The organism is Ureibacillus acetophenoni (assembly GCF_900220965.1).
Lineage (GTDB): Bacteria > Bacillota > Bacilli > Bacillales_A > Planococcaceae > Ureibacillus > Ureibacillus acetophenoni.
The window spans coordinates 341,350-367,139 of record NZ_OBQC01000003.1; the positions used below are offsets into that span (position 1 = coordinate 341,350).

29 protein-coding genes are annotated in these 25,790 nt (G+C 34.4%); 2 read left to right on the top strand and 27 right to left on the bottom strand.

Features of this window, described 5'->3' with window-relative positions; all coding sequences use genetic code 11:
• Positions 1–8: 8 nt before the first annotated feature.
• The 26 genes from CRO45_RS07045 to prsW form a co-directional block, all read right to left on the bottom strand.
• Positions 9–1,106, bottom strand: coding sequence for a prephenate dehydrogenase (locus CRO45_RS07045; RefSeq protein WP_097148942.1), 1,098 nt, complete (start codon positions 1,104–1,106; stop codon positions 9–11).
• Positions 1,103–2,203: a histidinol-phosphate transaminase gene (hisC, locus tag CRO45_RS07050; protein WP_097148943.1), complete on the bottom strand. Its 1,101-nt coding sequence runs from the start codon at positions 2,201–2,203 to the stop codon at positions 1,103–1,105. The genes CRO45_RS07045 and hisC overlap by 4 nt, the downstream gene beginning before the upstream one ends.
• 27 nt (positions 2,204–2,230) lie before the next feature.
• The gene (gene aroH / locus CRO45_RS07055; protein WP_097148944.1) at positions 2,231–2,593 is read right to left on the bottom strand and encodes a chorismate mutase; all 363 of its coding nucleotides are present in this window, start codon (positions 2,591–2,593) and stop codon (positions 2,231–2,233) included.
• Positions 2,590–3,678: a 3-dehydroquinate synthase gene (gene aroB, locus CRO45_RS07060; protein WP_097148945.1), complete on the bottom strand. Its 1,089-nt coding sequence runs from the start codon at positions 3,676–3,678 to the stop codon at positions 2,590–2,592. The genes aroH and aroB overlap by 4 nt, the downstream gene beginning before the upstream one ends.
• A 2-nt stretch (positions 3,679–3,680) precedes the next feature.
• Positions 3,681–4,862, bottom strand: coding sequence for a chorismate synthase (aroC, locus tag CRO45_RS07065; protein WP_097148946.1), 1,182 nt, complete (start codon positions 4,860–4,862; stop codon positions 3,681–3,683).
• A 203-nt stretch (positions 4,863–5,065) separates the two neighbouring features.
• A complete protein-coding gene (locus tag CRO45_RS07070) occupies positions 5,066–5,836 on the bottom strand; it encodes a CheR family methyltransferase (protein ID WP_097148947.1) in 771 nt (256 codons plus the stop codon).
• Between the two features lie 119 nt (positions 5,837–5,955).
• The gene (locus CRO45_RS07075) at positions 5,956–6,213 is read right to left on the bottom strand and encodes a hypothetical protein (RefSeq protein ID WP_212613419.1); all 258 of its coding nucleotides are present in this window, start codon (positions 6,211–6,213) and stop codon (positions 5,956–5,958) included.
• Between the two features lie 134 nt (positions 6,214–6,347).
• Positions 6,348–6,593 (bottom strand): hypothetical protein, encoded by a 246-nt coding sequence (locus CRO45_RS07080; protein WP_097148948.1) that lies wholly within the window; start codon positions 6,591–6,593, stop codon positions 6,348–6,350.
• Between the two features lie 96 nt (positions 6,594–6,689).
• Positions 6,690–7,106, bottom strand: a complete 417-nt coding sequence (gene ndk, locus CRO45_RS07085; RefSeq protein ID WP_097148949.1) for a nucleoside-diphosphate kinase — start codon at positions 7,104–7,106, stop codon at positions 6,690–6,692.
• 127 nt (positions 7,107–7,233) lie between these two features.
• On the bottom strand, positions 7,234–8,208 hold the full coding sequence (hepT, locus tag CRO45_RS07090; protein ID WP_097148950.1) for a heptaprenyl diphosphate synthase component II: 975 nt from the start codon (positions 8,206–8,208) through the stop codon (positions 7,234–7,236).
• Between the two features lie 16 nt (positions 8,209–8,224).
• Complete coding sequence (locus CRO45_RS07095; protein WP_097148951.1) at positions 8,225–8,929, bottom strand: demethylmenaquinone methyltransferase; 705 nt, start codon at positions 8,927–8,929, stop codon at positions 8,225–8,227.
• 15 nt (positions 8,930–8,944) lie between these two features.
• On the bottom strand, positions 8,945–9,694 hold the full coding sequence (locus CRO45_RS07100) for a heptaprenyl diphosphate synthase component 1 (RefSeq protein WP_097148952.1): 750 nt from the start codon (positions 9,692–9,694) through the stop codon (positions 8,945–8,947).
• Between the two features lie 234 nt (positions 9,695–9,928).
• A complete protein-coding gene (mtrB, locus tag CRO45_RS07105; RefSeq protein ID WP_097148953.1) occupies positions 9,929–10,150 on the bottom strand; it encodes a trp RNA-binding attenuation protein MtrB in 222 nt (73 codons plus the stop codon).
• Positions 10,151–10,210: 60 nt separating this feature from the next.
• Positions 10,211–10,780, bottom strand: a complete 570-nt coding sequence (gene folE, locus CRO45_RS07110) for a GTP cyclohydrolase I FolE (protein WP_097148954.1) — start codon at positions 10,778–10,780, stop codon at positions 10,211–10,213.
• Between the two features lie 288 nt (positions 10,781–11,068).
• Complete coding sequence (locus CRO45_RS07115) at positions 11,069–11,341, bottom strand: HU family DNA-binding protein (RefSeq protein ID WP_036183797.1); 273 nt, start codon at positions 11,339–11,341, stop codon at positions 11,069–11,071.
• A 204-nt stretch (positions 11,342–11,545) separates the two neighbouring features.
• Complete coding sequence (gene spoIVA / locus CRO45_RS07120; RefSeq protein ID WP_097148955.1) at positions 11,546–13,024, bottom strand: stage IV sporulation protein A; 1,479 nt, start codon at positions 13,022–13,024, stop codon at positions 11,546–11,548.
• Between the two features lie 104 nt (positions 13,025–13,128).
• Positions 13,129–13,863: a hypothetical protein gene (locus CRO45_RS07125; RefSeq protein WP_328588603.1), complete on the bottom strand. Its 735-nt coding sequence runs from the start codon at positions 13,861–13,863 to the stop codon at positions 13,129–13,131.
• 11 nt (positions 13,864–13,874) lie between these two features.
• Positions 13,875–14,129 (bottom strand): DUF2768 domain-containing protein, encoded by a 255-nt coding sequence (locus CRO45_RS07130; RefSeq protein WP_097148956.1) that lies wholly within the window; start codon positions 14,127–14,129, stop codon positions 13,875–13,877.
• Between the two features lie 204 nt (positions 14,130–14,333).
• Positions 14,334–15,344 (bottom strand): NAD(P)H-dependent glycerol-3-phosphate dehydrogenase, encoded by a 1,011-nt coding sequence (locus CRO45_RS07135; protein WP_097148957.1) that lies wholly within the window; start codon positions 15,342–15,344, stop codon positions 14,334–14,336.
• An 84-nt stretch (positions 15,345–15,428) separates the two neighbouring features.
• Positions 15,429–16,739: a ribosome biogenesis GTPase Der gene (gene der, locus CRO45_RS07140; RefSeq protein ID WP_097148958.1), complete on the bottom strand. Its 1,311-nt coding sequence runs from the start codon at positions 16,737–16,739 to the stop codon at positions 15,429–15,431.
• A gap of 420 nt (positions 16,740–17,159) precedes the next feature.
• On the bottom strand, positions 17,160–18,305 hold the full coding sequence (gene rpsA / locus CRO45_RS07145; RefSeq protein ID WP_097148959.1) for a 30S ribosomal protein S1: 1,146 nt from the start codon (positions 18,303–18,305) through the stop codon (positions 17,160–17,162).
• A gap of 188 nt (positions 18,306–18,493) precedes the next feature.
• Complete coding sequence (gene cmk / locus CRO45_RS07150; RefSeq protein WP_097148960.1) at positions 18,494–19,168, bottom strand: (d)CMP kinase; 675 nt, start codon at positions 19,166–19,168, stop codon at positions 18,494–18,496.
• A gap of 164 nt (positions 19,169–19,332) precedes the next feature.
• Positions 19,333–19,989 (bottom strand): flagellar brake protein, encoded by a 657-nt coding sequence (locus CRO45_RS07155; RefSeq protein WP_097148961.1) that lies wholly within the window; start codon positions 19,987–19,989, stop codon positions 19,333–19,335.
• 84 nt (positions 19,990–20,073) lie between these two features.
• Positions 20,074–21,354: a PepSY1/2 domain-containing protein gene (locus CRO45_RS07160; protein ID WP_097148962.1), complete on the bottom strand. Its 1,281-nt coding sequence runs from the start codon at positions 21,352–21,354 to the stop codon at positions 20,074–20,076.
• 12 nt (positions 21,355–21,366) lie between these two features.
• Positions 21,367–22,173: a spore cortex-lytic enzyme gene (gene sleB / locus CRO45_RS07165; protein ID WP_097149008.1), complete on the bottom strand. Its 807-nt coding sequence runs from the start codon at positions 22,171–22,173 to the stop codon at positions 21,367–21,369.
• A 110-nt stretch (positions 22,174–22,283) separates the two neighbouring features.
• Positions 22,284–22,961 carry a glutamic-type intramembrane protease PrsW gene (gene prsW / locus CRO45_RS07170; RefSeq protein WP_097148963.1) on the bottom strand — a complete coding sequence of 226 codons (678 nt, stop codon included), beginning with the start codon at positions 22,959–22,961 and terminating at the stop codon, positions 22,284–22,286.
• Positions 22,962–23,048: 87 nt separating this feature from the next.
• Here prsW and CRO45_RS07175 point away from each other — a divergent pair, with 87 nt between their 5' ends.
• Both CRO45_RS07175 and CRO45_RS07180 read left to right on the top strand, forming a co-directional pair.
• Complete coding sequence (locus CRO45_RS07175; protein WP_097148964.1) at positions 23,049–24,020, top strand: asparaginase; 972 nt, start codon at positions 23,049–23,051, stop codon at positions 24,018–24,020.
• Positions 24,021–24,158: 138 nt separating this feature from the next.
• Entirely contained in the window at positions 24,159–24,608 is a 450-nt protein-coding gene (locus CRO45_RS07180) for a hypothetical protein (RefSeq protein WP_097148965.1), read from the top strand.
• An 88-nt stretch (positions 24,609–24,696) separates the two neighbouring features.
• Here CRO45_RS07180 and CRO45_RS07185 read toward each other — a convergent pair whose 3' ends face one another.
• Positions 24,697–25,665, bottom strand: a complete 969-nt coding sequence (locus CRO45_RS07185; protein ID WP_097148966.1) for a YpdA family putative bacillithiol disulfide reductase — start codon at positions 25,663–25,665, stop codon at positions 24,697–24,699.
• Positions 25,666–25,790 lie beyond the last annotated feature (125 nt).

Sequence of the window (25,790 nt, forward strand, 5' to 3'; positions counted from 1 at the left end):
TTTTAGTTTTATGCAATATGCATTTCGAACTTTGTACGGCGTTGTAAACATTTTACCGCTTGTTCACGAATTTCGCTCGTTTGAAAACTAATGACTAAAATCCCGAATATATCTTCTCGGGCTTCTAGAATTCGAATGTTTGTAATACTTATATTGTCTTCTGCTAAATAACCAGTAACTTCTGAGATTACCCCTGGATAGTCTGGAATATCTACATACAAATCATAGGTTGTATAGAATGCACCTGTTGAAATTGGTAATTGGTCTCGAACATTTTTAGCTACTGCAAAATAGTTTTCAATGGATTGATCATCGTTATTTTCTAAAATTGAACGTACATGATTCATTTCTTCTTGCCATACATCAAGTTGATCTAGTAATTCTTTTCGATTTTGAAGTGTAATGTCCCTCCAAATGTATGGATTGGAAGATGCAATACGAGTTATATCGCGGAATCCCCCTGCAGCTAATAAAGCTGTCATAGGGTATTGTTCTTTCTCTCCATTTAATTGGTGAACAAGTGAAGCAGCTACGATATGTGGGAAATGACTTACGACCGCCGTCATATGATCATGTTCTTTAGCATCAACCTTCACTAATTTTGCAAGGGTGAATTTTAACAGCTGTTCAAGTTTAATTATCTGCCTTCCATCCTCATCATCGAATGGAGTTAGCATATAATACGCATTTTCAAATAAGTACTGTCTTGCTGCCGTTACACCACTTTTATGGGAACCTGCCATTGGATGTCCGCCGATAAAAGTAATCCCTATATCCTTTAACTCTTTCGCTTTTTCCATTATTAAAGATTTAGTGCTACCTGTATCAGTTATAACTACATCTTTCTTTAATGGCCAATTTTTTAATTCATCCATCCATTGGAGAGTTACATTAACAGGCGTACCAAATATAATAACATCTGCAATACTTGCTGCTTGTTTCACATCCGACACAACTTCGTGAACGATGTTTAACGTCGCAGCAAGCTCTCTAGTTTTGTCTAGAACATCATAACCATAGATTTTTGTTTGAGGTGCTTTTTGACAAGATAAAGCAATCGATCCTCCAATTAAGCCAAGGCCAATGACAAGAACATTTCTGGTCATGCAAATACTCCTTGTTCTTTCAGCACTTCTTCAAGTAAGCGTAAAAATTCTTCGTTTTGCTCTTCTGTACCAATGGTTACACGGATATAACCTGGTGAACTTAAGGCATTGCCACTTCGAATAATAAAACCACGTTTCATCATTTCTTTAAATACAACATCACTATCCGTTTTCACTTCAAATAATATAAAATTCGTTTGTGATGGATAATAATTTAAGTTATGTTTTTCACAGAATTCAACGAATTGTTTTTTACCTTTTTCGTTTTTCTCTGTACATTCTTTTATAAATTCTTGGTCTTCTAAAGCAATAATCGCTACTTTTTGACTAAGAATAGTATTGTTAAATGGTGCACGTACAGGATCTAACTTTGCAATTACCTCATCATTTCCAATCGCATATCCAACACGGAAAGAAGCTAGTCCATATGCTTTTGAGAATGTACGTAAAATTAATACATTTGGATACTCATTTACATAATGAAGCGTATCCTTAAATTCAGGTGCATTTACGTACTCATAATAAGCTTCATCCAATACAATTAAAACTTCACTAGGTACTTTTTGAATAAATTCACTTAATTCCTCATCCGAAACAATTGTACCTGAAGGGTTATTTGGATTACATACCCATACGACAGCCGTATTTTCATCAATTGCATCTAACATCGCAGGTAAATCATGCTTTCCATCTTTTAGAGGAACTTGTTTAATATCAGCACCTTCAATTTCTGCGTTATGACTGTATTGAGAAAATGATGGATTTGCCATCACTGTATTAACTCCAGGATATAATAATGCGCGTGTAATAATAGCAATTAAATCATCTGAACCGTTACCAAACATTAAAGCAGTTTCTTTTACACCTAAATGTTTAGCGACAGCAGTACGCAAGTTTTGAGCATAGCCATCTGGGTATATAGCATGGTTTGTATAATCTGATTCTAAAAATTCTTTCACTTTAGGTGAGAAACCGTACGGATTTTCATTGGAAGCTAATTTTACGATTTTTTCTAATCCGTATTCTCTTTGTACTTCTTCAATTGGCTTACCTGGTTGATAAGCTTTCATTCCATTAAGTTGTTGCTTCCATTTCATAACATAAGACTCCCTTATTACAGATTTTTACTTAACTAAGTCAGGTCTAAGAACGACAGCACCATTCAAATAGATATGTTGAATGTCTTTTTGTGGAATATCTGTATTCACATGCATTAACACTCGAATACAAAGAGGTAAAGAACCTGGGACATTCATTTCATGCATGCACATCGTTGGTACGAATTGCCACCCTTCTAATGTGCGTACTGCTTTTGCTGGAAAAGCAGTATTAACATCCGGTGTCGTTGTGATAACTACAGATACTATATCTTCTGGTTGGATTTTATTTTTTTCTACGATTTCTTCAACTAATTGAGCTGTTTCTATATAAATCATCTCTGGGAGATTTGCTTCAATCGTCGTAGCGCCTCTTATTCCACGGATCATTTGCATACCTCCTGTATTAAATTTCTAAATTCTTGATCGACTTCTTTGCATTCTTCCACTTCAATTGATTGCACAAAGGGTTTACCTACTTCTTCCAATAAAACAAATTTTAAAACTCCGTACTCATTCTTTTTATCTTTCAATAAGTACGGTTTTAACGTATCAAAAGTATATTGGAATACTTGTTTGATAGGATAGCCATTTGCATGTGCGAATTGCAAAAATTGCTTTGAAAAGTCTTTACTTACTTGTCCATATCGACTGCTTAAAAGCAATGCATACACTGTACCTATCATGACAGCTTCTCCATGACTAAGCCCACCGTATCCAGCAGCTGCTTCTATTGCATGCCCGTATGTATGACCAAAGTTAAGATATTTTCTAACAGATTGCTCTGTTTCATCTTCCTCTACAATTTTTGCTTTTACTTCAATTCCTTTTTTCAAATGCTCTGCTAAACTATTAGAATCTAATTTTGTTATGGATGATTGCATTAAATCTTGTAACCATTCATTATTCGAGATTAGAGCATGTTTAACAACTTCAGCCATTCCAGATCGAATTTCTTTCTCACTTAAAGACGTGAGTAATTGCGTATCATAAATTACTGCTTGTGGTTGATAAAATGCTCCAATCATATTTTTGCCTTGTGGATGGTTAATGGCTGTTTTTCCACCAACAGCAGAGTCGTGGGCTAAAATAGTCGTCGGAATTTGTATGAATGGTACTCCCCTCATATACGTTGCAGCAACAAATCCTGCTACATCCCCTACTGCCCCTCCACCGAAAGCAAGCACCAATGATTTTCTTGTACAATTTCTTTCTAGTAAGAATGATTGAACATTAAAATAATTTTCGAAACTTTTACAAGTCTCACCAGGTGGCATAATATACACTTCGAAAGGTATGGAAATATGATTCTGGAAATATTGTTTTTGTGCTTCCCAAACATTTTCGTCTGTTAAAACGATGATTTGATCAGATTTTTCAATTAACTCGTTATATGAATGTAGAGCTTTTCCTAATATTCCATTTCCAATTACAACTTCATATGAATGAGATGCTGTATTTACGGGAATTCTCATAATTAAAACTCCTTCGAGTATTTACGCATTTCATCAATTTGTGCTTTTAATTGTGGTAATTGGTCACTGTGGAATTGTTCAACAATTGCCTTAGCCATCTCCCATGCAATGACATTTTCAGCAACGATTGATGCAGCGGGTACAGCACATGCATCCGAACGTTCAACACTTGCTTTAAATGGTTCTTTCGTTTCAATATCAACACTTTGTAGTGGTTTATATAAAGTTGGAATAGGTTTCATAACACCACGAACAACGATTGGCATACCAGTTGTCATACCACCTTCTAATCCACCTAAACGGTTTGTTCCACGTGTATATCCTTCTTCTTCACTCCAAAGGATTTCGTCGTGAACATCTGAACCTTTTTTACGAGCCATTTCAAACCCTAGTCCAAATTCTACACCTTTAAAAGCATTAATTGATAGCATTGCTTGAGCTAATTTTCCATCTAGCTTACGATCATAATGCACATATGATCCAATGCCGGCAGGAAGACCTTCAATAATTACTTCGACAACTCCACCAATAGAGTTTCCTTCTTTTTTTGTTTCGTCAATTAGTTCAACCATTTTTGCAGAAGCTTCAGGGTCAAGACAATAAACAGGATCCTCTTCAACAATTTTACGAATTTCGTCAGCCGACTTTCCTTCTGCTTTTGTTGGATCAGCTTTCACACCGCCAATTTCAGTTACGTGGGAAACAATAGATATCCCAAGTTCTTTTAATAACAATTTTGCAACAGAACCAACAGCTACACGGACTGTTGTTTCACGCGCACTTGAACGTTCAAGTACATTACGAAGATCTCGGTGTCCATATTTCATACCACCAACTAAATCAGCATGTCCAGGACGTGGACGAGACACTTGTCGTTTAATTTCATCAGGATCGACATCTTCCGGCAGTGGATCTGCACCCATAATTTTTGTCCAATGTTTCCAATCATCATTTTTTACGACTAACGCAACTGGAGAACCTAATGTTTTACCGTGTCTGACGCCACCAACAATTTCAACTAAATCCTTTTCTATTTGCATTCGTCTGCCTCGGCCATGTCCACCTTGACGACGTTTTAAATCGTAGTTAATTTGTTCTGCTGTTATTGGTAAAAGGGATGGTAACCCTTCGATAATAGTAGTTAATTGGGGGCCATGTGACTCCCCTGCTGTTAAATAACGCATCAAACACTTTCTCCCTTCAACTCGCTAAAGTATGGTAATTTTTATCTTATCATATTATAACCGAAAATACATTGGCTTTTCTTAAGTATTTCACAATAATTAAATATTTTGAAATTCTTAAGAAAATTGCTACTTATTCAACACTTTAATAAACAAAAAGAGACTCTTATAGAGTCCCACCATTTCTAGATAATATAGTTATCTTACTTTTTCCGATAAAAGAACGTATCTTCAACTTCAAATCCGTATCTTGCTGGGTTAAATATTTGTTCTGTAGAACCAACGAATAATATTCCACCTGAACGTAATGAGTTACTAAAATTTTGGTAAATTTGATCTTTCGCTTCTTCGGTAAAATAAATCATAACGTTTCTACAAACAATTAAATCAAAATTTGTATCGTATACATCTCTTAACAAGTTGTGTTTTTTGAATGTAACTGTATGCTTAATTTCATCTTTAATTTTAAAATAGGGTTCTTCGTTGATAAAATATTTTGATTTCATATTTTCTGGGACTTCAGCAAGGGATCTTTCAGGATATAATCCTAGTTTTGCTTTTTGTATAACATTTTCATCAATATCAGTCGCTAATATTTGTATTTGAGAGAGCGGTAAGTAATTTGAAAGAACCATGGAAATCGTATATGGCTCTTCTCCTGTTGAACAAGCAGCACTCCAAATTTTAAGTCTACGATTTTGTTTTAATAGCAATGGGAAAATTTTCTCTTGTAAAACTTCCCAACGCTTTCCATTTCGATAAAATTCCGATACATTAATAGTCATGCGATCTAAAAATTCATTCATTAAATCTCGATCTTTTTCTAAAGCATATAAAAATTCTACAAAATTTCGAAATCCTCTTTTTTCGTATAGGGATGTTAACCGTCGTTTCATTTGCGCTTCTTTATATAAACCTAAGTCTATACCTGTTTTTCGCTTAATACCTTCTATAAATTGTTCATAGTCTGACATTTGTATCTTTCCCCCTATATGACATATATCAATTATAGCTTAAAATAACCATTTTCAAAATAATTTTGAAAGATTTTACAAACGATTGTCATATAATAGGTAGGGACTACAACATTTCGCTATTCTTTTGGTAAGTTATGTGTTCTAGCAAATGGTTGGTCTAAAGCAAGTTGTTGTCTAGTTTGTTCTATTTCTAATCGAAGTTTTTCGGATTCAATAACATAACTTTCCTTTCTTTGTTTTTCTAATTCAATTTCATACTTTAAAGCTTCTAACTTTAATCTCGATTGTTTTCTAAAATGGTGGGTTACAATCGCAGTAATCGGAATAGAGGCACAAATAAGTAAAATACCCCATACAAAAATAAATGGTTCCACAAACAAAACCTCCTAGTTATCATTTTTTACCATATATGTATTATCTAATAAAACATTACAAAAGAAAATAAAAAAGAGAACGAACATAGTATATTGTCGTTCTTTAAATTGAATCTATAAACGAAACGTTTTAGCTAACTTTTACTTTCCTTTTCATTCGGATCTTTGTGATTATAATCAAGGGAAAGCCGTTGTCTACTTTGCTCTATTTCTAAACGTAATTTTTCAGTTTCAAGCATGAAATTTTCCTGCCTGAGTTTTTCGAGTTCAATTTCCTGTCTCGTAGCTTCTATTTTTAATTTCGATTGTTTATGAAGATAATCGGTTACAATTCCAGCAACTGCAATAATACCTATAACCGCCCAGAAAAAATATCCCATTAAATCCCCCATTCCACTTTTTTCTATAACATTATTATACGCAATAGTGAATATTAAAAAAAGACAAAGCCTAACTTGGCTTTGTCTTTAAAATTATTACGCTAAACCTTCACCGAACCATAGGCTAATTTCACGTTCAGCAGAAGCTGGAGAATCAGAACCGTGAATAACGTTTTCAGAAATAGTAACTGCATAGTCACCACGGATTGTTCCTGGTTGAGATTCTTCTGGTTTTGTAGCACCCATCATAATACGTGCTAATTTAATAACGTTTTCACCTTCCCAAACCATTGCAAAAACTGGTCCAGAAGTGATGAATTCAACTAATTCACCGAAGAATGGGCGTTCTTTGTGCTCTGCATAATGTTCTTCTGCAAGTTCACGTGGTACGTTGATTAGTTTTGCACCTTTAAGTTCAAATCCACGACGTTCAAATCTGTCGATAATATCTCCAACTACTTGGCGTTTAACACCATCTGGTTTAACCATTATAAAAGTTTTTTCGATAGCCATTTCTTTATACACTCCTTAATATCATATACAGGTATTAGCACCTACCGATAAATATTACCAAAATAACATAAATCAGGTCAACTAAGATGTTTAATAATATTTAAGTTATTATAAAACATTAGGTAATTTAGAATTTTCGTTTGCCAATAAATAACGCAACATCACGTAATTTCTTTTTCATTGGGTTATTCGGTAATGCTTCTACTTCTTTTAAAGCTTTCACTAAGTATTGATTACTTATTTGCATCGATTTTTTAATAGCATCAGAATTACGTACTATTTGTAGCATTTCTAAGCGTTCTTGCTCAGTCACTGTCCCATTTGAAGCACGCTCAATAAATTGTTGAATTTCTTGATGATCCTTTAACAAAAGTATTGGTAAGGTAATATTTCCTTGTAACAAGTCACTACCAGCAGGTTTTCCTAATTCTTTATCTGTAGATGTAAAATCTAAAATATCATCAATAATTTGATAACTCATCCCAACGTAATAACCATATCTTTTAAGATTTTTAACTACTTTAGGATCACAATCAGCAACAATTGCTCCTAGTTCGCAGCTTGATTCAATTAAAAGTGCGGTTTTTCTTTTAATTCTTCTAAAATAATCTTTTAGATTTTGATGTAAACGAAACTTATCTTCAATTTGGATGACTTCACCATTTACAATTTCAACCATTGTATGTGCGAGAATTTGATGTACTTTTTTGTTCTCAATTTTCGTAACATATTCAAGTGCACGTGCAAAAATATAATCACCAGTATGCATCGCAACTCGATTATTCCACTGTGCCTTTACTGTATGTTGACCTCTTCTCATATCGGAATTATCAATAACATCATCATGAACAAGCGATGCCGAATGAATCAATTCCAAAGGAACAGCGATATTTTTAACACGGTCTATATCATAGTTCCCAAACTTCGCACTAATTAAAACAAAAACAGGGCGAATTCGTTTTCCGCCCGCTTGCAATAAATGGAGTGATGCTTCATAAATCAAGTGTGAAGACGAGTTCAACGCTTCTTCTAATTCTTTTTCGATGATGTCTATATCCTGCTTTAAGTCAGTATAGAGCATTTTTAACTTCATCTTTTCCACGCGATCACACTTCCCACTAGATTTCTTTTTTAAAGCCCATATGCATAGCAGCAGCCCCACCGCTATACCCTTTATAATTTACTTTTGTAAAGCCCGCTTCCTCAAACATAGTTGAGAGCTTCTTCATTCCTGGAAATTCATTTGCAGACTCTTGTAACCAAGAATATTCTTGATAACTTTTTGCGAAAAGTTTACCAAATAACGGCATTATATTTTTAAAGTAAAACCGGAACAATTGTCTATATCCAGGCATTTCAGGTTGAGATGTTTCCAAACAAACAGCCATTCCACCTGGTTTTAACACTCGATTCATTTCTTTTAATACTTGTATATAATCAGGAACATTTCTTAAACCAAAACCAATCGTTACATAATCAAATGTATTGTCTTCAAATGGTAATTCCATAGCATTTCCATGAATTAGTTCAATTTGAGGGTAAGGTTTAACTTTTTCTTCCCCGACTTTCAACATATTTTTACTAAAATCAAGGCCTTTTACCATACCTGATTCACCTGTTGCCTGTGCTAATGCAACAGTCCAATCAGCGGTACCACAACAAACGTCAAGGCATTTTGAACCTGGCTTCACATCCATACGTTTCATTGTGTCTTTTCGCCATTTTACATGTAATTGAAAACTAATAACTGAATTCATCTTATCGTAGCTTTCAGATATATTTTCAAAAACCTCATGTACACGTTCTTCTTTTGATTTTGCCATTTTTTCAAAACCTTTCTACTTTTGAACAAGTGCTAACTGATTCTTTATGTATAACTTTAGCTCGTCATTTAGAGTAGACGTTTGAAGAAATTCATTCGTCTGATCCTTTAGCTTGTTCACCTTTTGGCCAATTACTTTATCAAATGAATCAGATGAGTCCAGGCAAGACTGAATCATCTTTATAAAAGTTGATGTTTGACCATTTTGGTAATTCAATAATTCTCTTTGTAGTCTTTGCAAGACTAATCCATTTGTCATGATTGTATAATATTTATCGAATTCATAGATTGAATAAAATTTATTAATAAGTTCCGTTTCAATAGAAACTATGTAATCAAACCAATCTTGAATCGTTAACTTATTTTTTTCATAAACTTTAATTTGTTGTTCGCAACGAGTAGCAATTCCTTTGGACATTTCCCGTATTAATAAAACATTGCCTGTATTGGCTAATGCTTGATAATAACGGCCACTGTAATAATCCCCAGAAAGTACTGTAAGTTGTTGTTCCTTACTTGTTGCATGATATTCATCAATCTTTTCATGCTCGTTTAAACTCGCATGTACCATTGCTACTGTTACTGCACTTATGTTTAAGTCTTCGTCCCATTGTTCACCGTTAAAAAGAGGCAGTAACAAATAAAAGAGCTGTTCATCATTTAAAATAGGATCATCTATATATTTCAACAAAGTACTATGGTGTAGTTGGTTGTTAATTGTTGTTTTAAATTGTTCTATTTTTTTCTTAATGTATGTCGCATCCATTCTAATACTCCATTCCACTTTAAGTGCGAATGCTTGATAATTTCAAATGTGCTTAACCGAGGTACTCAATAATAACATGTCATAAATTATTGTGACGCTCACTTAAGGCCGTAACATTGTAATACTCTAATTATGTACATTTACTAAACAAGAAATTAATATTCACAAAAGATAATGTTAGTTTAGATTTTTGACTAACAATGTTACTTATTCTATTTTCAATACCAAAACATTTTACTTTTTATTACCACTTTCTACAACACCATGTGCAGAATAAATTTGTGCTTTCCCACGAATTTTCATAGCAGATGTATGATCTGTAAATTGAGCGATCATTACTTCACCTGCATCTAATTTTTCAGAGTGATGGAACTTTGTATCTGTACCACGAGTTAAACCGATTACATGAACGCCATCTTCTTCTGCTCGAATGATAATATAATCTGGATTTGTCATTTTTTATTTCTCCTAAGGTACCGTTTTCTTTGTACATCATATCATAATCATTTGTAATAATTAAGACATTTGAATAAATGAAATTACTTCATTACGTTTTGCATCGTCTGTTTCGAATATACCCCTTGCAACAGAAGTAACTGTTTTAGAGCCAGGTTTTTTTAAACCGCGCATAGTCATGCACATATGTTCAGCTTCAATAACGACATAAACACCATGCGGAGTTAGCATTTCCATAATGCTGTCTGCAACTGTAGATGTTATTCTTTCTTGTAATTGCGGTCTTCGTGCAACGGATTCAACACAACGTCCAAGCTTACTTAATCCAGCTACTCGTCCATCTCTTGGTATGTATGCAATATGCGCTTTCCCATAAAAAGGTACTAAATGATGTTCACACATCGAGTAAAATGGAATATCTTTAACGAGAACTAATTCTTCATGATCTTCATGAAATACTGTACTGAAGAATTCTTTTGGATCTTGCCCAATTCCACTAAACATTTCTTCATACATTTTGGCAACACGTTTAGGAGTATCTAGTAAACCCTCACGATTTACATCTTCACCTACTGCATCTAAAATCATTTTTATAGCTTCTTGTATTTTCATTAAATCAACATTTGACATAAATATCCTCCTAAAACTACTTCGCGACACTTTCTGAATGAATCGTAGCATATACCAACTTGAATCGCAAAAAAGGTTGTTCAATTTAAAAAAGTTATTACTCGACTGAAATTGAAAAAATTAATATGTATGGAAAAACCTGAAATTTAATATGATGAGAAAAAACTAAATGAGTATTTAGTTGTGTTAAATTGCTTTAACAAAAAATAAATACAACTCATTATAAACTATTTAAAAAAGAGTAGCCATCATGAAATTGATGGCTACTCTATGTAACTGCTGATGCTATTATTTAACAGCATCCTTAAGAGCTTTCCCTGGTTTAAAGGCAGGTACTTTGCTAGCAGCGATTTCGATTTCTTCTCCAGATTGTGGGTTACGACCTTTACGAGCCGCACGTTCACGTACTTCAAAGTTACCAAAACCAATTAATTGTACTTTGTCACCCTTTGCAAGTGCATCTTGAATTGTATCAAATACAGCTTCAACTGCTTTAGAAGCGTCTTTCTTAGAAAGAGCTGCAGCTTCAGCAACAGAGTTTACTAATTCTGTTTTATTCACACTATTCACCTCCTCTCAAAGGGTCCTATACCTAAATCATGTAAAAAGAGTAACATATAGAAAACCTTGGTGCAACTGTATTTATTCATGTTATTACTCAATTTATACGGATTTTTAAAAATTTACACAAACAAAAGGACTTTTCACCTATTGAATGAAAAGTCCTAATAATTATTCAACGTAAATTTACGTCGTTTTTTTAATTTAGATAATGAACGTTACTAGTCCGCGGTCACCTTCATTAACCATTCTTTCAATCGTTTGACGCATTCTCTTCTTCGCATTCGGTGGAACTGAATTCATTTTATAACGAATTCCCTCTGTTAACACTTGATGTAACGGTGTACCGAATAGTTGAGTTTCCCATAACGCATCACGGTCATGCTTATAAGCATAATGTAAATCTTTTAAAAGTTGTTGTGCATAGAATTCTGTTCCGATTAACGGAGCAAATTCTGTTGCCATATCAACACGAATCACATGATAAGACGGTGCTGCTGCTTTCATGCGTACACCATAGAAATTATTTTGCTTAATAATCTCTGGCTCACTTGGTTCAAACTCTTCCAAAGTCGGAAGTGTTACACCATATCCATTTTCAACAGCATCTTGAATCGCTGCGTGGAACTTCGCTTGCACATGTTTTGCCTCAGCAGCTTGTTTAATGAATAGTAACCAATCTTTTTTACTTTCAATTGGTTGATCTAACCATTCATTGCATACAGCTTTGTAAACATCTGGTTTTAATGTAATTCTAACTGTGGCAACACCTAAACCAGCATCTACCCTTTCAATGACACTATCTTCAATGAAATCAATTTGTTTTAATTCCTCAGCAGCTTGAGATACATCTCGGATTTTTGTAATGGAATCAAGTACATTCCCCACTGAATCTGTTAATGTTTGATTCACAGGGTGTGTAGCATCCAATACATCTAACCAATCTGGTTTTTCAACCTCAATATCTTCTACTGGGAATTCATATAATGCTTCTTGTAAAATGTACTCCATATCACGAATAGACATTTGATCGATTGCGACAGCAATAACTGGAACCCCGTAATGTTCAAATAATTCATTGCGAAGTGCAACTGTATTACTATGGCTTGGTATACTACTGTTTAGAATAATAACAAATGGTTTGCCGATGTCTTTTAATTGCTCAATAATTTCTGCTTCGGCAACTTGAGCTGCATGTCTTGAAATGCCGTTTACTGTACCATCAGTAGTTACAACAACTCCAATATTGGCATGATCTCTAATTACTTTATCAGTACCAATTTTTGCAGCTTCTTGGAATGGAATTGCCTCACTATGCCATGGTGTATGGACATATTTAGGACCATTCTCATCCTCATAACCTTTAACACCGTCAATAATATACCCAACACAATCCGCAAAACGAATTCGGAAAGGTATTTCACTTTCCCCAATAGTAATTTGTGTTCCTTGTGCAGGAACAAACTTTGGTTCCGCAGTCATAATGACAGGACCTGGTGAACTTTGAGGCAGCTCGTCCAGTGCTCTTTTGCGATCTTCCTCTTCAACGATATTCGGGAGCACAATTGACTCCATCATTTTCTTCACAAAAGTAGACTTACCAACTCGTACAGGTCCTACAACACCGATATATACATCCCCATTAGTTCTCTCTGCTATCTGATGAAAGATTTCTTGGCCTATTGTAGCTCCTCCTTTACGTAATATAGTGTATGAACGGTATTCTCTGAATATGAAAACACCTTGTGCGAAAAATGCACAAGGTGTGAAAAATTATTTATATTAAATTACTCATTTTCTTTTGTTGGATCGAACATAAAAACTGGTTCGTTATTTTCATTGACTGTATATGGCAATGAATAGGCAGGCACTACCGGATATGCTTCAATTAATAGATTTCTAATATCCTCACCAGGCGTTGGTGTTAAATTATTTTCTTTAATAAATAAATTTAAATCAATCGAATAATCGACATAGACATGTCCATCCGTCGACACTACAAGTGGTAATTGATTATTAGAATATGGACTTGGTACCGTAATTTCTTTTGCCATACCTAGTTTTTCGTAGTCTATTGTATAGACATAAGTTGTAATAGGCTCTTTATAAGTAGGATATTTTGTTGCTAGAAAACGAATGTTCATATCACGAATTGCATCAGCAGCACGTAAATCAACTAGTTTAACAGTCGGGTTATTCTCTGGATCCCATATAATATATTGGAAGATTCCACCTTTTTCATAGGAGTTTCCCGGTGAATTAGCTAAATACTTCGGTACTAATTTATCAAAATCAACTAAATATTTGATGAAAATATCTGTATCCATATCGCGAGTTTTAATCGGTAAAACGCCAGTATCCGCTCTAAATTCATCAATAGCTCTTTGCACACCATCTAATTGCACTTGGTCTGGAATTTGATTTTCAGCTCTTTCGTCAGTAGGATACATACATCCAGTTAATATTAAAGTTAGTACCATTAGCATGACACTAATTTTCCATTTATTTTTCAACTTTTTCACCTCATTTTACGTTAAGAAGGCCATGTAAACACTACTAGAACCATTAAGAATGAGCCTAGTAAGAACAATAAAAACGCGAATAATTTAATAATAAAACTTAAAAAGGCATTTTTTATCCATTTTCTCGAAGCTGACAATAATAAAACAGATACTAACATTGCACCAATTGAATAGAATGAAACCCACATTACGTCTAAAGCGTGCATACTTGCAAGCGGTCCCCGCGCAGAGTTTAGTACAAATAAATCTAATGGTGAATATTGCATATTCTTGACCACCTTTCGAAACAAATTACTATGTATTAAATTTTCTTCAAAAGAATAGGAGGTATAAATTATATACCTCCTACTCGAGTAAACTCTATTTTACAATGAGTTACAAACTTTTGCGTACATTTTTTCTAAATAATGAAGAATTTGTGAAAACTTGATGAAAATTAGTTTATATTTTAAATTAACTGCTTAGTTAAATTAATATAAATCAATTTCCCGTTTCTTCATACGAATCATAAGCTCATCTACAGCATCTTTCGGCGTCTTTTCATGGAATAGAACCTCATATAACGCTGATGTTAATGGCATAGGTACGTCGTATTTTTGCGCGAGCTGATATGCGGCTTTTGTAGTTCGGACACCTTCTACAACCATGCCGACCTTTTCTAAGACTTCATTAAGGGTTAACCCTTTCCCAAGCATATTTCCTGCTCGCCAATTTCGAGAGTGAACGCTTGTACAAGTTGCGATTAAGTCCCCCATTCCTGAAAGACCTGAGAATGTAAATGGATTTCCTCCCATTTTAACACCTAGTCGGGAAATTTCTGCTAATCCACGAGTGATCAGTGCAGCTTTAGCATTATCTCCATATTCTAATCCATCAGAAATTCCAGCTCCAAGGGCAATGACATTTTTCAAAGCTCCACCAAGTTCAACACCAATTACATCCGTATTTGTGTAAACTCTAAAATATCCGTTCATAAACAAATCCTGAACTTTTTCAGCTGAATCAATATTTTCACAAGCTGCTGTAATTGTCGTTGGATGGCGTAACACTACTTCTTCTGCATGACTTGGTCCAGATAATACAACAATATCTGAAACAACTTCTGCCGGTAAACTTCCTTCTAAAATTTCAGAAATTCTAAGTAGAGTATCTGGCTCAATTCCTTTTGAAACGTGAATAAATAAAGCTTTCTTATTTAAAGTTTTCATCATATTACTACATACTTCACGAATTGCTTTTGTTGGAACTGCGATAACAAATAATGTTGAGTGTTCGATTGCCTCTGCTAAGTCACTTGTTGCCGTTAGTTCAGTAGGTAGAATCGTTTCAGGTAAATATTTTTTATTTGTATGGTATTGATTTATCTCAGTAGCTTGGTCTTCTCTATGTGTCCAAAGTAAAGTTTGATGGCCGTTTTCGGCTAAAACAATCGCTAATGCTGTACCCCAAGATCCAGCTCCAAAAACAGTTACTTTTTCCATTGTACTTCCCCTCACTTATTTCAAATTAGCCCTTAAGGTAATTGCACCTTTTACTTACTCCATAAGGCATTTGAATTAAATAAATTAGTCTCTAGCACGTGTAATTAAACGTATTGGCGTGCCTTCAAAATCAAAAGTTTCACGAATGCGATTTTCAAGAAAACGGACATATGAAAAATGCATAAGCTCAGGGTCATTAACAAAGGTAACAAAAGTAGGTGGCTTCACCGATACTTGAGTAGTGTAGTAAATTCGTAAACGACGTCCTTTATCACTTGGAGCAGGATTTCTTGCAACTGCATCTTCAATAACCTCATTAAGAATAGATGATTGGATACGCATTGCATGATTTTCACTTACACGTTGAACCAATGCTAAAATTTGGTGAACTCTTTGCTTTGTTTTAGCAGAAACGAAAATAATTGGAGCATAGCTTAAGAATAAGAAGTGCTCACGAATTTGTTCTGTAAATAAATTCATCGTTTTTTCGTCTTTTTCAACTGCATCCCATTTATTTACAACAATAATTATTCCCTTACCAGCTTCGTGGGCATATCCAGCGATTTTTTTGTCTTGCTCTTGAATTCCCTCTTCTGCATTTAGTACGACTAAAACAACGTCGGAACGTTCAATCGCTCTCATTGCTCGAAGAACTGAATACTTTTCAGTTGATTCGAACACTTTCCCTCTTTTACGCATCCCAGCTGTATCAATGATTACATAATCCTGATCTTCATAAGTGTAAGGAGTATCGATAGCATCTCGAGTTGTACCTGCAATGTTACTAACTATTACACGTTCTTGACCTAAAAATGCATTCACTAAAGATGATTTCCCTACATTCGGACGACCAATTAAACTAAATTTAATTGTTTCATCAGGGTAAATTTCTTCATCTTCTTTCGGAAAATGCTTCGCACATTCATCTAACAAATCTCCAAGTCCAAGTCCATGAGAACCTGAGATTGGGAATGGCTCACCAAATCCTAATGAATAGAAATCATAAATCATTTCTCGCATATCTGGATTATCAATTTTATTAACTGCAAGAACGACCGGCTTTTTTGTCTTATATAAAAGTTTTGCCACTTGTTCATCTGCTAAGGTTACACCTTCGCGGCCGTTTGTCATAAAAATAATGACATCCGCTTCTTGAATGGCGATTTCTGCTTGGGCGCGAATTTGTTCTAAAAAGGGTTCGTCCCCCATTTCAATTCCGCCCGTATCTATAATGTTAAATTCATGTGTTAACCAATCTGCCGAACTATAAATGCGGTCACGTGTAACTCCTGGAATATCTTCCACAATAGAAACACGTTCACCAACAATACGATTAAATATTGTAGATTTCCCAACGTTCGGACGACCTACGATGGCGATTACTGGTTTTGTCATCTGTACTTCATCCTTCCAAAATCTTATCTTTTGTATTATACATTAGAAATACACATTTCGCCTAAAAATAGGTCAAAATGATATTTTTTCTTGTACGAATAATAAATTTAAAACACTTACCAATTGAATATTGAACAAATTAAGATCGTTTTGTTTCATATTGTTATTAAGTCATACACTTATTATGTAGAGATGGTTCTGTTTTCAATACGATAGAAAATTGCGATTGTAAAAAAGTTACGATATTTACTCAATTGGCGAAATCGATATACGACATATTTGAAATTAAGCGCAAATTGCACATAACTTTGAATATGTCGTATATCGAATCCGGTAATTTGATGAATTTCAATATTCAACTATCTACAAAAAAATAAAAAACAGGTGTGTTTTGGACACACCTGTTTAATAGAAGCTGTGTTATTTATTTGTGAAGCCTTTTAAACGATCGCCGATTACTTCACTTAGTGAGAATCCAGAAGTCTCTTCTGGTAATTCATATTCAAATTCTTCTTCCTTCTCAGGATTTTCTTGAAGTTCTTTTATTGTTAATGATAGACGTTTTTCTGCACTATTTACATCTAGTACTTTTACTTCTACCTCTTGCCCCTCTTTTAACACTTCATGTGGAGTATTGATGTGTTTATGCGAGATTTGAGAAATATGCACAAGCCCTTCAACACCAGGGAACAGTTCTACAAATGCTCCAAATGAAACTAAACGTCTTACTGTACCTGTTAAAACAGAACCTTTTGCAACACGTTCTTCAATGTTTGACCATGGTCCTGGAAGAGTATCTTTAATAGATAAAGAAATTCTTTCATTTTCAGGATCCACTGAAAGAACTTTCACTTTCACAGCTTGGCCCTTTGTTAAAACTTGATTGACGTCTTCTACATGATCATGGGAGACTTGAGAAATGTGTACTAGACCATCTATACCACCTATGTCAACGAAAGCTCCAAACGGCGCAATACGTTGAACTGTGCCATCAAGAACATCGCCTTCTTTAATGCCAGAAAGAACTTGTTTCTTCTTTGAATTTTTTTGTTCTTCAACAACAGCACGATGAGATAAAATAAGTCTTCCTTTTTCTTTATCTAGTTCTGTTATTTTAAAACTTAATGTTTTGCCTTTATAGTCTTCGAAGTCTTCAACAAAATAGTCCTCTACTAGAGATGCAGGAACGAAGCCACGAACACCTAAATCAACTACAAGGCCACCCTTCACAACATCTTTTACTTCTGCATCAAAAACTTCACCTGATGCAAATTGGGCCTCTAGCTTATCCCAAGCTTTCATTGCATCTACTTTACGTTTTGATAATACAAAATTTTCTTCTTCAACTTTTGTAATGATTAGTTCTAATTCATCACCAACGGATACTACATCGGATGCTTTTTCAATATGCAAACTAGATAGTTCGCTAATCGGTACGATTCCGTCAAACGGTGCACCTTCTATTGAAACAGTTACTGCTTTGTCTTCAACCTTAGCAGCAACACCTTTCACAATATCTCCTTCTTGAAATTCTTGACCTAAATTTGCATTCATTTCTTCAGACATATGTAACCCTCCTTCGCATCTTCCAATTTCTATTTTATTAGATAACTTCTATAAAGACAAAAAATATTCCTTTTCTTTTTAGAAAAACTTGGTTAATTGTTGTGAAATTGGTGGTAAACATAGATGAATTATACATTTAACACATAAAAAAAGTATCTATATATTGAAAATACGTTCAACTCTTAAAATTATTCCATTTTTTCTCTTGCTAATCTTAATATTTCATTTGCTGCTTGTTCAATTGACAGCTCTGTTGTATCAAGATAGATTGCATCTTCTGCTTGAATTAATGGAGATGCTTCTCTCTCACTATCTAGTTTGTCCCTTAATGAAATTTCTTGAATTAACGTTTCCAGATTCGAAGGAATCCCTCGTTTTTCATTATCTATTAAACGTCTTTTTGCTCTTTCCTCAACAGAAGCGGACATAAAGATTTTTAATTCTGCATCTGTTAATACATGAGTTGCTATATCGCGACCGTCCATAACAATGCCACCGTTTGATGCTAATTCTTGCTGTTTTCCCACAAGTATTTCACGAATATTTGGATGTGCTGAAACTTGTGAGACATTTGCGGTTACTTCATTTGAACGGATTAAATTCGTTACATCTTCTCCATCGACATAAACTAGTTGTCCATTTTTTGATGGTTTTAAGTCGATCACAGTGCTTAAAAGCATTGTTTCTAAAGCTTCTTGATTCTCTAATTCTATGTTTTCTTTCAATGCTTTATACGTTACGGCTCTATACATAGCTCCAGTATCGATATATGTAAAACCGAGGTTTTCTGCAACAATTTTTGCAATAGTGCTTTTACCTGCACCAGCTGGCCCATCTATCGCAATTTGAATTTGTTTTGACATCGTAATCCCTACTTTCCAAACTACATAATAACATAGATATTATTCGTTTTTCTTGTAATCCAATCTCAAAAGATAATATGAGACAATTTATTATATACCAAAAGAAAAAGCCCTTTCTATTTAGGGCTTTTTATAATTAACAATTTCTAGATATATTCAAAAGATTAAACAGTTTTTAGTTCATTTCTATGAAGAATTAGTTGTCTTTCGAAACAGAATCTTAAAATATGTTGTTTTACAACATCTTCTAACTCAACAAATTGAGTAGAAGCTAGTTTTAGTCCATTTTTTTCAAATATACGAACTATATAAGCATTTGTACGAACATATCGAATATCACCGTTAGAATATGGTAATACAATCGTTAATTCAATTTGATCGCCATCTTTGAAAGGTACATCGGAGTTCAGAATTAGTGCAAGCCCACCTGCACTAATATCTTGGGATACAAATTGAAAATATTGATTTTCAAACTCTACGGCTACATCAACTGTTGTTTTAACACGAACGAACTCTCGACGTTGAACTTTAATAAATTCATCAACCGGAGGAAGTGTTAACATGATCATTGGAATGTTATTAAGTTTACGACCAATAACCTCCGTATTAAAAGCATAACTAGTTTCATCTTCATTGACAAAAGTAGCACGAAATTGTGAACCATCGATTAAAAAGGCAGTTTTTTTCGTTAAACTATTTATCGGATAATCGATATAAAGTACCCTATCTGATTGTTCTACAACTTTACAATGGAATTTCTCAGACTTTTCATAAGCAGGGATAGGTTCCAATGTTAGTACTGTTCCAATTTTTATTTCCAAAACTAAATCGCCACCTCGTGCAATAGTATATCTTATATTATTGCACGAAATTATACGATTTTCTATGTTTCATTTGTCTATCTTCTATTGCATATATTCAACTTTTAACACTTCATGGTTCTCGGCATCTACAACTACTCTGAAAGTTTCATTGTAATCGCTATCGTAACGCGCTATAACTTCATAACATAGACGTAATTCAAATAAATCATTCTCTGTATAGATCATACTTTCCTCTTCGACAATTGTTCCTGGTCGGAAGAACTGTTTCCAATCGATAGGATTAACTGGTTGTTCTTTAATCGTTTCTTTTTGCACGTATTCCATCGCATTTAAACCTAATAATTCGCCACTAGCTTTTGACACTTTAAATTGAATTCCATCTGGATATACAATAGCATCATTATAAACACGTGCAGCAGCAATATGATAAACTTCGTGGTTTTCCCTAAACTCTACAATTTCGACATCTTTGTATCCTGCATTTTTTACAAATTCATAAGTTAAGTCTTTAATATCTTGCGTCGACATATTTTTATCTTCCTGAACAGGACGTTCAGATAGGAAGGATATAATATGACCGCCTTTTACAGTGATGTCAGCATATCCCATACGACTACCTTTTACAAATTGAATATGGTAAAACGGGTATGGAGCATCATCTCTACTTTTAGTGACCGTGTAAGCTGCATCTTTAATATTTGGGATTAGAAGTTCCAAAACTTCAATTGCTTGTTCTTTTGTAATTTCTTTATCATTTAAATTTTGCAGTTCCCTTTTCTTCAACCAGTCTGATTCACTAGCTGTTAATGGGAAATCAGTTTCACCGTATGTTTTTAAGTTTTGAGCAATATTTGTAAATTGCTCATCTTCCGTTTCATTATTTAATACTCGTTGCCACTTCGAGAAATCTCCATCATTTTCGAAATATCTAGAAGTAGCAACTTCCCATTCATTTGATAATGAGCGTAAATTTGTAGCTACGACTCCCATTTTATCATGCCATTCTTCATAACTACCTTTTTCAGCAGCTATTCGTGCTTCGTCACCGATGTTCCCAATGTATTTTATCCAATTGTTTGCCACTTCTTGATTTAAAGGCAAACTACCAATTGAAGAACGTAACTGGTCGCTTAAACGCCAAATATTATCAAGTTCCTTATTCAGTGCATTTTTATCTTGGAATAATAACGACTGATTAACTGAAGTTTGAAGGGTTGATAACGTTTCGGACGCACTCGTTAATGCATTTGTATATTGCGCATGGACCGTTCTTTCTAACTGTTTGTTTTCATTTCTTACTTCAAATGAATATAATCCAAGAGCTAGAACAGCTATTGATAACAAATAGACTGCATTTTTCATGTGATCCCTCCTTTAGTAGCAGAATATATGTTCACCGATTTTCTTAATTTGAGGCCTTGACCAAATCCATGCACTTGTTGCTGTATTTGGATTGAAATAGTAAAGCGCATTTTCTGAAGGATCCCATCCATTCATTGCATCAAGCACTGCTTGTTTAGCTCTTTCGTTTGGTGTCAACCAAATTTGTCCGTCCGCAACTGCAGTAAATGCACGTGGTTGGAAAATAATTTCTGAAATCGTGTTAGGAAAATCAGGTGATTCTAAACGATTTAATATAACAGCTGCAACAGCAACCTGTCCTTCATAAGGTTCACCACGAGCTTCTCCATAAACTGCGTTAGCCATTAATTGTAAATCTCGTTCTGAATATTTAACTGGTAATTGAACAGTAGAAGCATTATTTTGTCCTTGTCCACCATTTGAACCTCTTCCAGGCTTTGTCTGCTGTGCAAGAGGTGTATTTCCATAGTGGGTGAATTGATTTCCTTGAGCTATTTGTTGATGAACCCAATCTCGATTGTATTGACTTGCATTTACTAGTTTATTTCTCGTATCTGGACCTAATATTCCATCAACTTCTAACCCCCATTGTTCTTGGAAGTTTCGTAGTGCCCAATAGGTTCCATAGCCAAAAATGCCATCAATTTTCCCATTATAAAAGCCTACCCATTGTAATCTAGCTTGTAACTCTATTACGTCATCACCAGATGAACCGCGCTCTAAAAGGCGACCAGAAAAAGCATGCGCTTCTTTAGTTTGATCAATAGACGAAGCAATTCCAAGTACTAATAAAACTGTAATAAGTATGCTTCTTATCATATAATTCACTTTAATTCACTCCTTTCTCATAGCATGTAAGAAAGTGAATGTTTTATACGTGAAAAACAAGAAAAACGGCTCATGAAATCCAATGATTGTTTCATGAACCGTTAATGATATTTGTTTTGTTCAATTAGATGATCTACTAAGTGTTGGTGGGCAAGTTTTACTTTTCTTAAGGCATACCACCATAAAAATAACATAAATGGTGCAACAAGATATACCCAGTAATCTTCAAATGATAAAATAGCATTGTAAATAAAATGTAATAACAAAGGTGCTAAAAACGCCAATACTAAATATTCAGTTGCTTTGTCGTTTTTGGCAAATTTACTCTTACCAAAATAATAGCCCATGACAACACCATAAAGTGCATGACTACTAACTGGTAGTAACGCTCTCATAAAAGCAGTATCGATTCCAAAAGTTAATAAAAATAGAACATTTTCAACTGTTGCAAATCCTAATGATATACTGGCACCATACAGGATGCCATCATAGGGATCGTCGAATTCAATATGTCCATAGATTACGACAAATATGACAAGCCATTTAAAAAACTCTTCAATTGTACTAGAGAACAATACGTTTGCAACAAATGGACTTGAAAAAACGCCCTCTTCTTTTAATACATATTGTATAAACATTATTGGAAAGGTTATTAATGCCCCATAGATGAATGCCTGAAGTAATGTTTTTCGCGGTTCAGTTGACATTTGATTTCGTAGGTAAAAGTAACTGAACAGTGCGAGGCCTGGAGCTATCGCAGCAGACAATAATATAAACATGTCGATTTGCTCCTTTTTAAAGACTAAACTTTATAATATTATAACATTAAAACGAGCTTGTAAAATATTAATAAAGGAGATTTTACAATGAAAAAAAACATTCTGTTAATTCATACAGGTGGTACCATTTCAATGCAAATAAATAATGAAACTGGATCTGTATTACCATCCGATTCAAATCCAATTATGGGTCTTAGTAGTAGTTTAGATCAGTATGCAAATATTACCGAATTAGAAGCGTTTAACTTACCATCACCTCACATAACACCGAACGAGATGTTACAACTAAGAAATTTAATAGTGGACTCAACAAAAACGAACCAATTCGATGGTATAGTTATTACCCATGGGACTGACACTTTGGAAGAAACTGCTTATTTTTTAGATTTAACGACAAATTTTGATTTTCCAATTGTATTAACGGGTGCAATGAGGTCTTCTAATGAGCTTGGCGCAGATGGTGTTTACAATTTAGTAGAGGCTGTTCGGGTTGCTTGTAGTGAAGATGCATCGAAAAAAGGTGTCCTTGTAGTAATGAATGATGAAATTCATCAAGCGTTTAACATTACAAAAACATCGACTTCTAGTGTAAATACTTTCCAAAGTCCTCAATATGGACCAATTGGGTTAATAACGAAAAAATTAGTACATATTCATCAATCACCTATTAAGAGAAGATTTGTTGAAGTGAAATCATTAGAAAAAAGAGTAGCCATGTTGAAAGTATATGCTGGCATGGAAGGAGATCTATTAGAATCCATTTTACAGTTGAAGTACGATGGTGTTGTACTAGAAGGATTAGGGCAAGGAAATGTACCTCCAAAAGTGGTTGATGGCATTGCGAAACTGCTTGATGCGAAAGTTCCTGTTGTACTTGTTTCACGTTGTTTTAATGGGATTGCTGAACCAGTCTATGGCTATCCCGGTGGTGGAAAAATGCTAGAAGATATGGGTGTCATTTTTGCTACTGGAATTAGTGGTCAAAAAGCTCGATTAAAATTATTAATTGGATTGAACCAGGTAAATAAACCGGTTGATTTAAAAGAGTTTTTTAATTAATTTTTCCTTCATAGAATTAGGGCATGACGTTTCAGGTATACGGGACAAAAATCTGGATTCTTCGGAATTTAGTCGCGTAAAAATTCGGTTGTGTGACAAAAGGTTAGAATTCTCAGGATTATATCACGGAAAGTTGAGTTGCATGACAAAAAATCAGAATGCTCAGGAATAGTGTCACGGAAAGTTGAGTTGCGTGACAAAAAAACAGAATTCACAGGAATAGTGTCATGGAAAAGTGAGTTGCGTGACAAAAAATCAGAATTCACAGGAATAGTGTCATGGATAATTGAGTTGCGTGACAACATATTAGAATTTCAGCAAAAAGTGTCACGGAAAATCGTGTTGCGTGACAAAAAATTAGAATTCACAGGAATAGTGTCATGGAAAAGTGAGTTGCGTGACAAAAAATCAGAATGCTCAGGAATAGTGTCATGGAAAAGTGAGTTGCGTGACAAAAAATCAGAATTCACAGGAATAGTGTCATGGATAATTGAGTTGCGTGACAAAATATCAGAATTCACAGGAATAGTGTCATGGAAAAGTGAGTTGCATGACAAAAATTCCGATTCTATGGAATTGTGTACGTAAAATCAATTCCCATACCCATCTCAAGCACTTGGTAACTTACATCCTGAAAAAATTGTCCGCGAGCCTTCTCGTGGACAATTTTTTACTACTATTTCCCTTTTTTCGAAATACAATCAGCAATAAATCCGCCATGAAACTTCCCGTTTTCAATGAAGATTTCATTAGCATTATTTCCCGCAGCAAGAACTCCCGCGATGAATAGATTTTCTACATTTGTTTCCATAGTTTCTGGATTATAACGAGGACGACCTGATTCTTGGTCGATTTCAACTCCAATTGATTTTATGAAATTGTGATCTGGATGATAACCTGTCATGGCAAAAACAAACTCGTTTTGAATGACTTGTTCTTCCCCATCAACTGTAAGTAGCACTTCATCATCACGAATCTCTAACACGTGACTATTGAAAAGCATATTTATTTCTTCATTTCGAACTAGTGCATCAAATTCCGGTAAAATCCACGGTTTTACACTTGGTGAATATTGACTTCCACGATAAGAAACTGTTACACGTGCACCTGCTTTATTTAATTCAAGCGCTGCATCAACAGCTGAATTTTTCCCACCAATAATTAAAACATCTGTATCAAAAAATGGATGTGCCTCTTTAAAATAGTGAAAAACTTTAGGTAAATTTTCACCAGGAATATTTAAATAGTTCGGTTGATCGTAATACCCAGTAGCTAGAATAACGTAAGGTGTCACATAATCAGCTTTGTCTGATTTTACAATGAAAGAACCGTCTTCCTGTTTTGAAACATTTTCAACTTTTTCAAAACGATTTACTTTTAGATTTTTCATCTTCACAACTTCACGGTAATACACTAATGCTTGATTTCTACGAGGTTTGCGTTCTTCAATTATGAATGGAACATCCCCAATTGCTAATTTTTCACTCGTACTAAAAAATGTTTGATGTGTTGGGTAATTATATAGGGCATTTACAACATTCCCTTTTTCAATAATGACAGGTTGTAATCCGATATTTTGCAATTCAATTGCTGCTGACAATCCACAAGGACCCCCACCTACAATTATTGCATCTACCTTTTGCATAACGACATCTCCTTAAACATACCTACTACTATAATACTATCGAATTTTTTTCATTCGTTTAAATCTATTCTATCATAAACAAATTGGTGAATTTGAGATCGAATTAAATATGAAGCATCAGTTAG

Coding starts and splice junctions, on each gene's coding strand:
- CRO45_RS07045 (WP_097148942.1), bottom strand. CDS start 1,106: ATGACCAGAAATGTTCTTGTCATTGGCCTTGGCTTAATTGGAGGATCG.
- hisC (WP_097148943.1), bottom strand. CDS start 2,203: ATGAAATGGAAGCAACAACTTAATGGAATGAAAGCTTATCAACCAGGT.
- aroH (WP_097148944.1), bottom strand. CDS start 2,593: ATGATCCGTGGAATAAGAGGCGCTACGACGATTGAAGCAAATCTCCCA.
- aroB (WP_097148945.1), bottom strand. CDS start 3,678: ATGAGAATTCCCGTAAATACAGCATCTCATTCATATGAAGTTGTAATT.
- aroC (WP_097148946.1), bottom strand. CDS start 4,862: ATGCGTTATTTAACAGCAGGGGAGTCACATGGCCCCCAATTAACTACT.
- CRO45_RS07070 (WP_097148947.1), bottom strand. CDS start 5,836: ATGTCAGACTATGAACAATTTATAGAAGGTATTAAGCGAAAAACAGGT.
- CRO45_RS07080 (WP_097148948.1), bottom strand. CDS start 6,593: ATGGGATATTTTTTCTGGGCGGTTATAGGTATTATTGCAGTTGCTGGA.
- ndk (WP_097148949.1), bottom strand. CDS start 7,106: ATGGCTATCGAAAAAACTTTTATAATGGTTAAACCAGATGGTGTTAAA.
- CRO45_RS07095 (WP_097148951.1), bottom strand. CDS start 8,929: ATGGCAAAATCAAAAGAAGAACGTGTACATGAGGTTTTTGAAAATATA.
- CRO45_RS07100 (WP_097148952.1), bottom strand. CDS start 9,694: ATGGATGCGACATACATTAAGAAAAAAATAGAACAATTTAAAACAACA.
- mtrB (WP_097148953.1), bottom strand. CDS start 10,150: ATGACAAATCCAGATTATATTATCATTCGAGCAGAAGAAGATGGCGTT.
- folE (WP_097148954.1), bottom strand. CDS start 10,780: ATGTCAAATGTTGATTTAATGAAAATACAAGAAGCTATAAAAATGATT.
- CRO45_RS07130 (WP_097148956.1), bottom strand. CDS start 14,129: ATGCAATATTCACCATTAGATTTATTTGTACTAAACTCTGCGCGGGGA.
- CRO45_RS07135 (WP_097148957.1), bottom strand. CDS start 15,344: ATGGAAAAAGTAACTGTTTTTGGAGCTGGATCTTGGGGTACAGCATTA.
- der (WP_097148958.1), bottom strand. CDS start 16,739: ATGACAAAACCAGTAATCGCCATCGTAGGTCGTCCGAACGTTGGGAAA.
- rpsA (WP_097148959.1), bottom strand. CDS start 18,305: ATGTCTGAAGAAATGAATGCAAATTTAGGTCAAGAATTTCAAGAAGGA.
- cmk (WP_097148960.1), bottom strand. CDS start 19,168: ATGTCAAAACAAATTCAAATTGCGATAGATGGGCCAGCTGGTGCAGGT.
- CRO45_RS07160 (WP_097148962.1), bottom strand. CDS start 21,354: ATGAAAAATGCAGTCTATTTGTTATCAATAGCTGTTCTAGCTCTTGGA.
- sleB (WP_097149008.1), bottom strand. CDS start 22,173: ATGATAAGAAGCATACTTATTACAGTTTTATTAGTACTTGGAATTGCT.
- prsW (WP_097148963.1), bottom strand. CDS start 22,961: ATGTTTATATTATTGTCTGCTGCGATAGCTCCAGGCCTCGCACTGTTC.
- CRO45_RS07175 (WP_097148964.1), top strand. CDS start 23,049: ATGAAAAAAAACATTCTGTTAATTCATACAGGTGGTACCATTTCAATG.
- CRO45_RS07185 (WP_097148966.1), bottom strand. CDS start 25,665: ATGCAAAAGGTAGATGCAATAATTGTAGGTGGGGGTCCTTGTGGATTG.